Annotated in this window: 10 protein-coding genes; 7 read left to right on the top strand and 3 right to left on the bottom strand. The window is 55.9% G+C overall.

The features are described from left to right. Nucleotides 1–54: 54 nt before the first annotated feature. Nucleotides 55–1,080 (top strand): DUF3187 family protein, encoded by a 1,026-nt coding sequence (locus EDC56_RS12000; RefSeq protein ID WP_123712738.1) that lies wholly within the window; start codon nucleotides 55–57, stop codon nucleotides 1,078–1,080. Here EDC56_RS12000 and EDC56_RS11995 read toward each other — a convergent pair. Both EDC56_RS11995 and argH read right to left on the bottom strand, forming a co-directional pair. After that, the gene (locus EDC56_RS11995; protein ID WP_162844172.1) at nucleotides 1,065–2,045 is read right to left on the bottom strand and encodes a tyrosine-protein phosphatase; all 981 of its coding nucleotides are present in this window, start codon (nucleotides 2,043–2,045) and stop codon (nucleotides 1,065–1,067) included. The genes EDC56_RS12000 and EDC56_RS11995 overlap by 16 nt on opposite strands. A gap of 206 nt (nucleotides 2,046–2,251) precedes the next feature. Continuing rightward, on the bottom strand, nucleotides 2,252–3,646 hold the full coding sequence (gene argH / locus EDC56_RS11990; protein ID WP_211333663.1) for an argininosuccinate lyase: 1,395 nt from the start codon (nucleotides 3,644–3,646) through the stop codon (nucleotides 2,252–2,254). Nucleotides 3,647–3,790: 144 nt separating this feature from the next. On the opposite strand from argH, the gene EDC56_RS11985 reads away from it, so the two are divergent. The 6 genes from EDC56_RS11985 to EDC56_RS11960 all read left to right on the top strand — a co-directional run bounded on the left by EDC56_RS11985 (nucleotide 3,791) and on the right by EDC56_RS11960 (nucleotide 10,009). Then, entirely contained in the window at nucleotides 3,791–4,837 is a 1,047-nt protein-coding gene (locus EDC56_RS11985; RefSeq protein WP_123712736.1) for a sensor histidine kinase, read from the top strand. Nucleotides 4,838–4,871: 34 nt separating this feature from the next. Further along, nucleotides 4,872–5,603, top strand: coding sequence for a LytR/AlgR family response regulator transcription factor (locus EDC56_RS11980; RefSeq protein ID WP_123712735.1), 732 nt, complete (start codon nucleotides 4,872–4,874; stop codon nucleotides 5,601–5,603). 174 nt (nucleotides 5,604–5,777) lie between these two features. Continuing rightward, complete coding sequence (gene hemC, locus EDC56_RS11975; protein ID WP_123712734.1) at nucleotides 5,778–6,713, top strand: hydroxymethylbilane synthase; 936 nt, start codon at nucleotides 5,778–5,780, stop codon at nucleotides 6,711–6,713. Between the two features lie 3 nt (nucleotides 6,714–6,716). Beyond that, the gene (locus EDC56_RS11970) at nucleotides 6,717–7,469 is read left to right on the top strand and encodes a uroporphyrinogen-III synthase (protein WP_123712733.1); all 753 of its coding nucleotides are present in this window, start codon (nucleotides 6,717–6,719) and stop codon (nucleotides 7,467–7,469) included. Nucleotides 7,470–7,541: 72 nt separating this feature from the next. Further along, nucleotides 7,542–8,786 carry a uroporphyrinogen-III C-methyltransferase gene (locus tag EDC56_RS11965; protein ID WP_123712732.1) on the top strand — a complete coding sequence of 415 codons (1,245 nt, stop codon included), beginning with the start codon at nucleotides 7,542–7,544 and terminating at the stop codon, nucleotides 8,784–8,786. Further along, nucleotides 8,783–10,009, top strand: coding sequence for a heme biosynthesis HemY N-terminal domain-containing protein (locus EDC56_RS11960; RefSeq protein WP_123712731.1), 1,227 nt, complete (start codon nucleotides 8,783–8,785; stop codon nucleotides 10,007–10,009). The genes EDC56_RS11965 and EDC56_RS11960 overlap by 4 nt, the downstream gene beginning before the upstream one ends. 60 nt (nucleotides 10,010–10,069) lie before the next feature. On the opposite strand, the gene EDC56_RS11955 is transcribed toward EDC56_RS11960, so the two are convergent. Beyond that, complete coding sequence (locus tag EDC56_RS11955; protein ID WP_123712730.1) at nucleotides 10,070–12,406, bottom strand: Tex family protein; 2,337 nt, start codon at nucleotides 12,404–12,406, stop codon at nucleotides 10,070–10,072. Between the last annotated feature and the right edge of the window lie 51 nt (nucleotides 12,407–12,457).

The raw sequence follows: 12,457 nt of genomic DNA, 5'->3' as shown, positions 1-12,457 counted from the left end.
CTGGCGTCAGGATTACGGCCAGACAAGATAAATAATGATAATAAAAGGTGAAGTATGTTGCTAACTCAACCTGTGCGTACTGCGCAGTCAAACGCTCTGCGAGGGCTGCTGTTGTTACTGCTGGCTGATTCGGCGGTTGGCGATGAACTGCTGAACCAGCCGATCAGTCAATCGAATGGCTCGCCCTTCGCGCTGATTAGCGGTCTGCCGACGATGTCATCGGGCAAGCTACTCAGGGCGGGCCAAAACCAGTGGTCGCTGAGCGCAGCCCTGAGTAATAATTTTGCGCACGATGAAGCGAAGGATGAGTCGGTGTGGCTGGATGGCGAAACCACGAGGACGGTATTGAGCCTGCAAACGGGCTTTGATATACGGGGCAGCAGGGGCTGGCAGTTGGGACTCGATATCCCTTACATTCAGCATCGTGGCGGCAGCCTCGATAGTTTCATTGAGGACTGGCACGATAGCTTTGGGCTGCCTAACGCTGACCGAGAAGACTTCGCTCAAGATCAGCTGGCTTATCGCTATGACGATGTCGACAATAGCGTGGCGATAGTGGATAACGCGGCAGGGATTGGCGATCTTCGCCTCAGCTTAGGGAAGCAGCTGTTGCGCAGTGAGCGGCATGCTGCAGCGCTGTCGTTGAGTCTGAAATTACCCACCGGTGATGAGCGACGATTGACCGGTAACGGCGCCACCGAGCTGGCTACGAGCGTGCTATTTAGTGGCGCGCTGTCGCCGACAGATGATGCCTTTAATTACCACCTTTCTGCGGGGCTATTATTTTCTAACGATGGCGATGTGCTGGCGACGCGACGCAAGGCGGTGGTGCCCTACGGTGGTGCCAGCTTGAGCTGGCAATGTCTTTCGCGGTTGGCATTGAAGCTACAGCTGGACGCGCATGGTGCTCTTTATGACAGCGAGTTGACACCGTTACAGGAGTCGGTGCAGTTAAGCCTAGGGGGAAGTGTGGGCCTCGACCGCCATTGGGCGCTTGACCTGGCCGTCATCGAGGATATTGTCGTCGACTCGGCCAGTGATGTCGTTTTTCAGTTGGGGCTACGTTACCGCCAGGATTGAGCGGGCTGCTGCGTTAAGTTGGCATGACGCCGCTCTTTGGTTGGCTGTAGCAGGTTGTTGCGCAACTTCTCACGTATGGTCGGGGTGATCCCCAGGGCTTCGACAAGATAGTTATCGACGCTGCCGTAGGTCATCTTCATCGTGGTGAGAGCGGTCTCTATATAACTTTGATCGACACTGAGCAGTGGCCGAACATCTTCATCATCGGTGCGCAGTAGGCTGGCGAGACGAATGCCGAGTATCTGACGGTCGACTTTATCTTCGGTATAAACATTGGTGAGCATGTAGTCACGCCTGATGGTCTCTTCGGGTACGCCGACGGCTAATAGCGCGATAGCGGCGGCAAAGCCAGTGCGATCTTTACCGGCGGTACAGTGGAAGAGGAGAGGCAGGTTGTCGCTGTCGCTGAGGCGGTGAAGGTAGTCCTTAAATACAGGGCTGTTTTCTTTCACGAAGGCGGTATTTGCATCGAGTAATAGTTGTGCGAAGTCCTCGCTCTGATGCTTGCCGCTGAGTAGCTTCTTTTTCAGTTCCTTGATGGCCGTACCCTTGACGACAATCGGCAGAAACTCGAGCTTTGCGCCGTCAGGGATACGATCCGGGTCGGCTTGGCGCTCTTCTTCGGAGCGAAAGTCGATAATCTGTTGCAGTTTGAGGCGGCCTAGGTAGGTAAGGTCGTCGTCGGTAAGGTCGCTGAGGGCATCTGAGCGATAGAGCACGCCCCATTTGACCGTGCGACCGTCACGGGTCTGGTAGCCGCCGAGATCGCGGAAATTATCGGCGCCCTGCAGGGGCAGCAGACGAAAACGCTCGCGCTCTACGGGGTTGAGCTCGGCCGGCACGACACGCTCCATGGGAGCTTGGTCAGCTTCTCGATGGTTACAACCGCTGAGACTACTGGCGATGATTAGGCTGCAGCTGATAACGGCAACACTACATAACTTACTAAAAATGGTATGAGACATTGTTATAGTTCTTGTCCAGTTTAACGAGGCGTGAAAAACTCTATCCATGGTAAAAGCCTTTATACATCTACCATTTTTAGCATGAAAGTTATAATCGGCAAGTGAAACTTTGGTCACAGCTAAAACAACCGAGGAGTCATTTGTGGCGGTGCGGTGGGCTAGCCGGTCGAGTGATTGACTCGCTTGGCTAGCCGTAAGCGCCTCTATTAGCGTGAGGCGAGCAGTTGCTTGGCGCGCTGTGCCGCGGCGCGGACCTGGCGGGGGGCGGTACCACCGATGTGGTCACGAGCGGCGACGGAGCCCTCGAGTGTCAACACCTCAAAGACATCTTGTTCGATGGTGTCAGAGAACTGCTGTAGCTCCTCTAGCGTCATATCGGAGAGGTCTTTGCCGGTATCGATGCCGTAGGCGACGGACTTGCCGACCACCTCATGGGCATCGCGGAAGGGCATGCCAGCACGGACGAGGTAGTCGGCCAGGTCGGTGGCGGTAGAGAAGCCGCGGCGCGCTGCTTCGCGCATGCTCTCTTTCTTAGCGGTAATTGCCGGGATCATATCGGCATAAGCCTTGAGGCAGTCCTTGATGGTGTCAACAGTGTCAAACAGGGGTTCCTTGTCTTCCTGGTTATCCTTGTTATAGGCCAGCGGCTGCGACTTCATTAAGGTCAGTAGGCTAATCAGGTGACCGGTGACGCGACCACTCTTGCCGCGCACTAGCTCTGGTACGTCGGGGTTTTTCTTCTGTGGCATGATGCTGGAGCCGGTGCAGAAACGATCGGGCAGGTCGATGAAGTTGAACTGGGCACTGGTCCACAGCACAAGCTCCTCGCTGAAGCGAGACAGGTGGGTCATCAACAGAGCGCTGAAGGCACTAAATTCAATGGCGAAGTCACGATCTGATACCGAGTCGAGAGAGTTTTCGGTGGGAGCCTCGAAACCAAGCAGCTCGGCGCTGTAGGCGCGATCGATCGGGTAAGTGGTGCCTGCTAACGCGGCGGCCCCCAGTGGCGATTGATTGACGCGCTTGCGGCAGTCCAGCAGGCGGCTATAGTCGCGGCTGAGCATCTCTGACCATGCCAGTAGATGATGACCAAAGGTTACCGGCTGGGCGGTTTGTAGATGGGTAAAGCCGGGCATAATGGTGTCAGCCTCGCGTTCGGCGACGAAGATTAGTCCTTCCTGCAGACGAGTCAGCTCGGCGGCGATCAGGTCGATCTCATCGCGTAGGTAGAGGCGGATGTCGGTGGCAACCTGGTCGTTGCGCGAGCGACCGGTGTGTAGTTTCTTGCCGGTGATGCCGATCTTGGCGGTCAGTGCCGACTCGATGTTCATGTGGACGTCTTCGAGTTGTACCGACCAGTTAAAATTGCCGGACTGGATATCGCTGCGAATCTGCTCGAGACCGCTTTCAATTTGTTCTAGCTCTTCAGCATTTAAGACGCCGACCTTGGCGAGCATTTTTGCGTGCGCCAGAGAGCCGTTGATGTCGTGGTTATAGAGGCGTCGATCGAAGCTTACGGAGGCGGTAAAGCGTTCTACAAAGGCATCGGTAGCTTCTGTGAAACGGCCACCCCACTGCTGATTGGTTTTTTGTTCTGTCATGATAGCTAGGACCTGATTAATATACTGAAGACTGTTATTGCTTGAGTATAACAGTGTGTCGACGCTACCGGCTAGGGCTGGGATTAGCGCGCTGGTGGCGGCAATAAACTTGCTGTGGACAAGGCAACGAGGCAAACTGGCGGGATGAACAAAGTAAGCAGCAATACAGAAAAAGACGACGGTTTTTTCCTGCCCAGTTTCGAGTCCCACTCTAGTGTCGCCGTACTGATCCTGGTTGCAGAGTTATTTGCACTAGTGTTGGCGGTGTTGAACTCTGGCCTACAGCAGTTTAACTGGGAGTGGCTGGGACTGATCTCATTTTTTGTGCAGTGGGTGGTATTGCTGTCGGCGGTTTTATTGCAGTGGCTCAGGCCGTGGCTCTGTCGGCTACCGTTGGCGTCGGCGGCGATATTGAGTTACCTATTGGTGTTGTTGGTGACCGCGCTGGTTAGCGTGTTGGGACAGAGTGTCTGGATTGGTACGGGGTTTTTGACCGATGTCGATTCGCATTGGCGATTATTTCAGCATCAGCTAGTCGCTGCGGTCATGCTGGGGATTGCCTGGCGTTACTTTTACTTACAATTTTTACTACAAAAACAGCAGCAGGCACAGTTGTTGGCGAAAATCGAGGCGCTGCAGGCGCGTATTCGTCCGCACTTTTTATTTAACAGTATGAACAGTATCGCCTCGCTGATTAGCATCGATCCTGCGGCGGCGGAACAGGCAATAGAAGACCTATCTGACCTCTTTCGCGCGAGTCTTAATACCTCGTCGGTACGGGTCGCGTTGCAGGATGAGATTGCACTGTGCCAGGGTTACTTGCGCATCGAAAAATTTAGGATGGGGGAACGATTACAGGTTGATTGGCAGTTGGAGGGGGATCTATCCTCGACGATGCTGCCGTCGCTGAGTCTGCAACCACTGATTGAAAACGCCTTATATCATGGCATTGCACCAATAGCCGAAGGGGGCTGTATTCGTATCAAGGTATATTACCGGGATGATTGTTGCCATATTGAGGTGATTAACCCCGTCGCGAGGGAAAGTACCAGCAGTCACTCGGGGAATCAGTTGGCGCTAGAGAATATTCGCAGCCGGCTATGGGCTATCTATGGTGAGCGAGGACGACTCGTACTCAACTCTGGCAAAGACCGCTTCAGTGTCTTGATGGTGTTGCCGAATGATTTCTAGAGGTGTGAGGCTGTTTGTGGGAGAGAGTGCTTAGATGGTAGATAAATCTATTCTAGTCGTGGACGATGAGCCGCTGGCACGTTTGCGGCTACTCAGGTTGCTGGAAAAATGCGAGGGCTTTACTGTTTGTGCCGAAGCTGAGAATGGTCGCCTAGCGATAGAGCAGGTGGAAAGGCATAACCCTGACATTGTACTGCTGGACATCCGTATGCCGGGTATCTGTGGTCTCACTGTTGCACGTCACCTCAGCCAGCAGGCGTCGCCGCCAGCAGTGATCTTCTGTACCGCCTATGGCGAACACGCTCTCGAGGCTTTTGACTTTAATGCGACGGCTTACCTGCTCAAGCCGGTGAAGCTCGAGCGTTTACATGATGTGTTGTCGCGTGCCTGTAAACTGACTAAGGCGCAGCTGAACAGTCTTGGGCAAGAGGAGTGTCGCCGTCATATCAGTGTTAAGCGTGCACATGGCGTCGAGCTGGTGGCAGTGACTGATATTTGTTATTTCGTGGCGGATCAAAAATATGTGACGCTGGGCTATGAGCATGGCGAGGCGCTCATCGATGGTTCCCTGAAAGAGCTGGAGGCGGAGTTTGGCGATTTGTTTCATCGCGTTCATCGCAACGCTCTAGTTTCGCTGGCGCATATCGATGCCCTTGAACGCAGTGAGCAGGGGCAGTATCAGCTGCGTCTGAGGGGCGTCGAACTCAGGCCGCAAGTCAGTCGTCGTCATCTTGCCAGCTTGCGTAAACTGCTACAAACACTGTGAGCTATATCGTTAAGTCAGTGTTGGTAATGGCTTTTGCTAAGTTGATGCGTGTCTGATAAGCCGCTTGTTGTGCGGCGTAGACGGCGACTTTTGTCGGTGACTGGCTTATCATACGGGCCAATAAAATTTTACTATGCGCCTGCAGCAGCATGCAGCTTATCTCGGTAGATAAATATGAGCACAAAAACCCTACGTATAGCCACTCGCAAAAGTCCTCTGGCGATGTGGCAGGCCGAGTTTATTAAGGCCGAGCTTGAGGCTCTTCACCCGACCCTGCAAGTCGAATTATTGGCGATGAGCACACGTGGCGACAAAATCCTCGATACGCCGCTGGCGAAGGTCGGTGGCAAGGGCTTATTTGTTAAAGAGCTCGAGATCGCCATGCTTGAGGGGCGTGCCGATATTGCCGTGCACTCGATGAAAGATGTGCCAATGGAGTTCCCCGAAGGGCTGGGGCTGGCGGTTATCTGTGAGCGCGAGGATCCTACCGACGCCTTCGTTTCGAACCACTACGCTAGCTTTGCAGAGCTGCCACAAGGGGCTCGCGTTGGCACCTCCAGCTTACGTCGTCAGTGCCAGCTACGTCGGCAGCGCCCCGACCTGGAAATCATTGATTTGCGCGGCAACGTCAACACACGACTGGCCAAACTTGACGCGGGTGATTATGACGCGATTATTCTTGCTAGCGCCGGCCTTAAGCGCCTTGAAATGGCGGCTCGCATCCGCCAATCGTTACCAGCAGAGTTGAGCTTGCCGGCGGGTGGCCAGGGCGCGGTGGGCGTCGAGGCACGCCTCGACGATGCGGAGACCTTGGCCTTATTGGCGCCTTTGCAGCACGATTACACGGCTGCCTGCGTGATGGCGGAGCGGGCGATGAATAAGCATCTACACGGCGGTTGTCAGGTGCCTATTGCCTGCTACGCCATTGCCGATGAGGCTGATACTGAGCAGTTGTGGATGCGTGGCCTAGTGGGTTCGCCCGATGGTGAGCAATACCTCTATGAAGAGTTGCGCGGTAAAGATCCCGAGGCCCTAGGTATCGCCCTAGCGGAGGCGCTATTAGCGCGTGGTGCCGGTGATATTCTGCAAGCTGTTCACGACGACCATTAAGTGATGACTGCGCGTATTCTGATCACACGCCCCAGCGGCCAGAGCGACGGCTTAGAAAAGGCGTTGGTGGGGAATGGTTTTAGCGTGGAAGCTGTCCCCACGCTTGCAATCGAACCGATCACGGACGCTCGCTTGTTGCGGCCCGCGACTAATGCGGTGTTGGCGCTGGACAATTATCAGCAGGTGATCTTTATCAGCACGAATGCGGTTCGCTATGGGATGGCGTTGGTGGATCAATACTGGCCGCAGTGGCCCGTGCGCATTCACTGGCATGCCATCGGTCGTGCTACGGCGCTAGCGCTGGCAGCCTTCGATATCGACACGGCTTCGAGCGCTACCGCTAGCAACAGTGAAGCGCTACTCAACAACGAAGAATTACAACAGATGAGCGGCCAGAAGGTGTTGATCTTTCGCGGTTGTGGCGGTCGAGAGCACCTTGCTGAACAGCTGCGTCAGCGCGGTGCCGAAGTGGATTATGCCGAGGTCTATCAGCGCCGTTGCGCTGATGAAAACGGCGCGCAGTTACAATCGCTACTGACCACGCAACTGGCGGCGGCGGTGGCGTTGAGTGGTGAGACGCTGGCCAATCTATTGCATCTGGCCGTTTCGAAACGCGCCTTCTTATTGACGTTGCCGCTGGTGGTGCCGGGTGAGAGGGTGGCTGCACTGGCCCGTGAGGCGGGTTTTCGCGATGTACTAATAGCGGAAAATGCCAGTGCCGATGCGGTGTTGAAAACGTTACAACAAAGATTTTAAAGACTAACATTGTGATTATTCACTGCCCAGTATTGATGGCGGGTGGTCTGATGGAAAAGTGGGAGTATGTGAGTGAGTGATGCGAACGATACACCGAAGCAAAGCCAAGAGGCGGCGCCAGATGTTGATAAAGGCCAGCAGGCCGCCGTCAGCGACAAGGCGAAGAAGCCTAACTTTAAGCCTAATAAATCGCAGCCGCTAGCGAGTAAGCAAAAGGCGGCGAAGCCCTCTCGTGTCTTGCCGTTCGTGGCGTTGCTGTTGGCTGTCTGTGCACTAGTGGGCAGCGGTTATGTGGTCATGCAGAGTGCCGATCAGCAGCAGTTACTGGAGCAGCGTTTGACCGGTATGGATGAGCAGTTGCAGTCTGCCTTTAACCGTGCCGATGTACTGTCACAGCGCTTACAGCAACAGGCGGCGGCGGAGGCGCAGGCCAGTCGCGATAATATGACGCGGTTGGATCGTTTTGATGAGCAGCTGCAGAGCCAAGGGCGCCGTCTGCGTGAGGTATCGACCACCGACCCACGTGATTGGAAGATGGCGGAGGTAGAATACCTCGCTCGTTTGGCGAACCAGCGCCTGCACATGGGGCGCGATGTCCCAGGCGCGATGGCGATGCTGCAGGCGGGTGACAAGATCTTGTATCAACTCAATGATGCCGGGCTGTATAGCGTACGACAGAGCTTTCGCCGCGATATCGCTAGCCTACAGGCGATGCCGCGTTTTGATCTTGAGGGAAGTTTCCAAGATCTGGTGGCGATGAGTGAACAGATTGGTGGCCTGCGTCTGTATGCTGACCCACGCTTCAAAGAGATCTCCGAGCCTGAAGTTGTCGATACCGTTGAGAAGAGCTGGTGGGCAACGCTGAAGCTGCGCTTCTCTAACGCCTTCGACAAACTCTTTTCGTTGGTGCAGGTACGCAGTCGAGACATCGAGATTAAGCCGCTGCCTTCAGAGGCTGACGCGATTCTGTTGCGACAGCGCCTGCTGTTGTTAGTCGAGCAGGCCAAATCCTCGCTGCTATTGGGCCAGCAACAGATTTTTAGTCACAGCATCGAACGGCTGAGTTGGCACATCGAACGCAACTACCTTGAGCATGACGCCAAGACAACGGCTATTTTAGCGGCGCTGGCGAAGCTCAAGGGCTTGGATATCGCGCCAGAGCTGCCGGATATCAGCCGTTCGCAGCGCGCAGTCGCAGACTATATCGAATTGGAACATGGCTTAAAGAAAGATAAGGCTGAGTTGCCTGCGACGGTTGAAAACAAGCAAGATCCGGCAGCTGATGTACCGTCTGTGCCGAAAGGAGAGGCTCAATGAGAGCTCTGTTGATCGCGGTGTTGATTGCCCTATTGGCCGCCTTCGCCATCGCCTGGGGGATTCACAACTACCCGGGCTATGTGTTGATTGCGGTCGGGAAGACGACGTTTGAGATGACGCTGTGGGTGGCGGGTTTTCTACAGCTTCTCGCTCTGGTGACAATATTAGCCGTTGTTTGGTTGGTTGGCCGTAGCCTGAGGCTGCCTTTCGCGACTCGGCGTTGGTTTAGTCGCTTTGGCGGGCGCAACGCTAACGGGTTGTTTAACCGGGGCCTAATCGCCTTCGCCGAGGGACACTGGGAGAAGTCGCGCAAGGCCTTAGAGCGCTCCGCTCGACGCAGCGAAAATAGCTTGATTCACTACCTGGTTTGCGCTCGCGCGAGCCATCACTTGGACGATGATAAGGGGATTGAGAAATACCTGCAGATGGCGCACCAGGAGGCACCTAATGCCTATGTCGCCATCGACATCACTCAGGCTGAGATGCAGCTGGGCACCGGTCGCTACGAGCAGGCGTTGGCGACGATCTTGCGGCTGCGCAAGAGTCTCGGTAAACAGCATCCCTACGTGCTGCGCCTACTGGTGAAGATCTATCTCGGCTTGAAGGATTATCGTCATATTGAAAAGTTGTTGCCTGAGATTAAGCGTAGCGCGGCCTTCTCTGATGAGCGCTATAAGGAGTTGTTGGTACTGGCTTATCAAGAGCTGTTAGTGGCGGCGTCAAACAAGGAGGAGGCCGAACAGGCGCTGACGGAGGTGTGGGAAAAGGTGCCGCGTAAATGGCAGCATGATAATGATTTGGTCTATCGCTATGCCACTCTGCTGGCGTCGGCGAAGCTGGATCAACGGGCGGTTAAGCTGATCCAGGGGCATTTACGCAAGTACTGGGATGACCGCCTGCTCGAGGTCTATGGGCAGTTGGTCTCGACGGATCTGAAACAGCAGCTGATGGTTGCTGAGGGTTGGTTGAAGGAGCGTAATAATAACGCCACCTTGTTATTGGCTCTGGCGCGGCTCTGCATGCGCCTAGAACTCTGGGGCAAGGCGAGGGAGTATTATCAGCGCAGTCTCGGTTTCGCGCGTACCTCGGCGGCCTTTGTCGAGTTGGCTCGTCTGAGCGAGGCACTTGGGGAGTCCGACAAGAGTCGTGACTATTACCTGCAGAGTCTCGCCATGCAGGGGAGTGTGCTAGAGCTGCCGCTGCCGAGCAAATCGCTGCGTTAGAGCGTAGGCAAAAAAAAGCCGCCACAGCTTAGCTGTCGCGGCTTTTTTTGTCTCACGAGTTTACTTCTTCTGCATCGCCTTATTGAACAGGTCGGCCATGGTGCCCTGCTTAGCAGGCTTGTCGTTGCCGAAACTCCGCTTCTGGGGGGCGGCATTGCCGCGTTTACCGCTGTTTTTCCCGCCGCGTCGCTCACCGCCACCGCGCTTGTTCTCCGCTGCTTCGCTGGCACTGTCGGTGAGTCGCATCGAGAGGCCGATCCGTTGTCGTGGTGCGTCGACCTCCATCACCTTGACCTTGACGATGTCGCCGGCCTTGACGACTTCGCGGGGATCGCTGACATAGCTGTTAGAGAGGGCCGAGATATGTACCAGGCCGTCTTGATGCACGCCGACGTCGACAAAGGCACCAAAGTTGGTGACGTTGGTGACGGTGCCCTCGAGAATCATGTCTTCTTTGAGATCGCTGATTTTCTCGACACCCTCTTTAAAGCTGGCAGTCTTGAACTCGGGGCGTGGGTCGCGGCCGGGTTTGTCGAGCTCGTGGATGATATCGGTGACGGTGGGGACACCGATACTGTCGCTGGTGAAGTCACTCGGGTTGAGCGAGCGTAATAAGCGGCTATCACCGAGTAGCAACTCGATCTTGCGCTCGCTGCGGGTGACAATCTTTTCTACCACGCTGTAGGACTCGGGGTGTACCGCCGAGCTGTCGAGGGGGTTGTCGCCACCGACAATACGCAGGAAGCCTGCGGCTTGCTCGAAGGTCTTGGCGCCGAAGCGAGGGACCTCTTTGAGCTGCTTGCGGCTCTTAAAAGCGCCGTGACTATCGCGGAAGGCAACAATATTGCTGGCGAGGGTCTTGTTGAGGCCTGAGACCCTGACTAGCAGCGCGCTAGAGGCGGTGTTGACGTCGACGCCGACGGCGTTAACGCAGTCCTCGACGACGCTGTCGAGTTGACGAGCTAGGGCGACTTGGCTGACATCGTGTTGGTATTGGCCCACACCGATCGACTTGGGGTCTATCTTCACCAGCTCTGCTAACGGGTCCTGTAAACGGTGGGCAATAGAGACGGCGCCACGAATGGTGACATCGAGCTCGGGGTACTCTTGTGAGGCGTATTCTGAGGCGGAATAGATGGAGGCGCCGGCCTCGTTGACGACGACGCTTTTCAGCCCCAGCTCAGGCTTGGCCTTGATGATATCCTTGATAAATTTCTCGGTCTCGCGGGAGGCGGTACCGTTGCCGATGGCGACGAGCTCGGCGTTGTGACGTTTCGCCAGCTCGACGATCACCTTGGCCGAGTTGATGATGTCGTTACGCGGCGGCGTGGGATAGATGGCGCAGTGGTCCAGTACCTTGCCCTGGGCATCGACGACGGCAACTTTGACGCCGGTACGCATGCCGGGGTCGAGGCCGATGGTGGCTTTTTGTCCCGCCGGAGCGGCGAGTAGCAGATCTTTTAGGTTGGAGGCGAAGACGCCGATGGCGTCGACCTCGGCCCGCTCGCGCAGCTGCCCCATCAGGTCGGTCTCTAGGTGGGTGAGCAACTTAATGCGCCAGGTCCACTTGACCACTTCACGCAGCCAGCGGTCGGCGGCGCGGCCCTGATCTTCAATGCGGTGGTGGCCGCTGACGATCGCCTCGCAGGGGTGTGCGGCGGTTTTGTCGTCCGGGTCACCGACGACAAGGGCGAGGGAAACGATGCCTTCGTTGCGGGCGCGGAACAGTGCGAGAGCACGGTGTGATGGCGCGCTCTTTAGCGGCTCGTCGTGTTCGAAGTAGTCGCTAAACTTGGCGCCTTCCTGTTCTTTGCCGGCGATTAGGCGTGCGCTGATGTTGGCCTCCTGATAGAGGAAGTCGCGCAATTTGGCCAGTAAATCGGCATCTTCGGCGAAACGCTCCATCAAAATGTACTTGGCGCCATCGAGGGCGGCCTTGATATCGGCGACGCCTTTGTCGGCGTCGAGGTAGTCCATCGCCAGCAGCTCGGGTGACTGGTTCGGGTCGTCATAGAGACTCTCTGCCAGCGGCAGCAGGCCGGCCTCGATGGCGATCTGGCCCTTGGTGCGACGCTTTTTCTTGTAGGGGAGGTAAAGATCCTCGAGCCGGTTCTTGGTGTCGGCATTATCGATGGCATTTTGCAATTGTGCGGTCATCTTGCCTTGCTCTTCGATGCTGGCGATGATGCTGGTGCGACGTTCCTCTAGCTCGCGTAGGTAGCGCAGCCTATCTTCTAGCGAGCGCATCTGGCTGTCGTCGAGGCCGCCGGTGACCTCTTTGCGATAGCGGGAGATGAAGGGCACGGTGGCGCCCTCGTCGAGCAGATCGATAGCGGCGCTGACCTGCTGCTGTTGGATGTTGAGTTCGCTGGCAATCTGTTGAACAATATTCTTCATAATTAACGCTTTATGACTGACGATGATAAGGATGGCGGGGTTGCTGCTGCG

The sequence above is a fragment of the Sinobacterium caligoides genome (assembly GCF_003752585.1).
In the GTDB taxonomy this organism is placed as follows: Bacteria; Pseudomonadota; Gammaproteobacteria; order Pseudomonadales; family Sinobacteriaceae; genus Sinobacterium; species Sinobacterium caligoides.
Note: the sequence above shows the minus strand (reverse complement) of the source record. Positions and strands in the feature narration are given on the sequence as shown.

Bases quoted from the DNA above. Each gene is read 5' to 3' on its own strand.
- EDC56_RS11980 (WP_123712735.1), top strand. From the start codon at position 4,872: ATGGTAGATAAATCTATTCTAGTCGTGGACGATGAGCCGCTGGCACGT.
- EDC56_RS11995 (WP_162844172.1), bottom strand. From the start codon at position 2,045: ATGTCTCATACCATTTTTAGTAAGTTATGTAGTGTTGCCGTTATCAGC.
- EDC56_RS11960 (WP_123712731.1), top strand. From the start codon at position 8,783: ATGAGAGCTCTGTTGATCGCGGTGTTGATTGCCCTATTGGCCGCCTTC.
- hemC (WP_123712734.1), top strand. From the start codon at position 5,778: ATGAGCACAAAAACCCTACGTATAGCCACTCGCAAAAGTCCTCTGGCG.
- EDC56_RS11970 (WP_123712733.1), top strand. From the start codon at position 6,717: ATGACTGCGCGTATTCTGATCACACGCCCCAGCGGCCAGAGCGACGGC.
- EDC56_RS11955 (WP_123712730.1), bottom strand. From the start codon at position 12,406: ATGAAGAATATTGTTCAACAGATTGCCAGCGAACTCAACATCCAACAG.
- EDC56_RS12000 (WP_123712738.1), top strand. From the start codon at position 55: ATGTTGCTAACTCAACCTGTGCGTACTGCGCAGTCAAACGCTCTGCGA.
- argH (WP_211333663.1), bottom strand. From the start codon at position 3,646: ATGACAGAACAAAAAACCAATCAGCAGTGGGGTGGCCGTTTCACAGAA.
- EDC56_RS11985 (WP_123712736.1), top strand. From the start codon at position 3,791: ATGAACAAAGTAAGCAGCAATACAGAAAAAGACGACGGTTTTTTCCTG.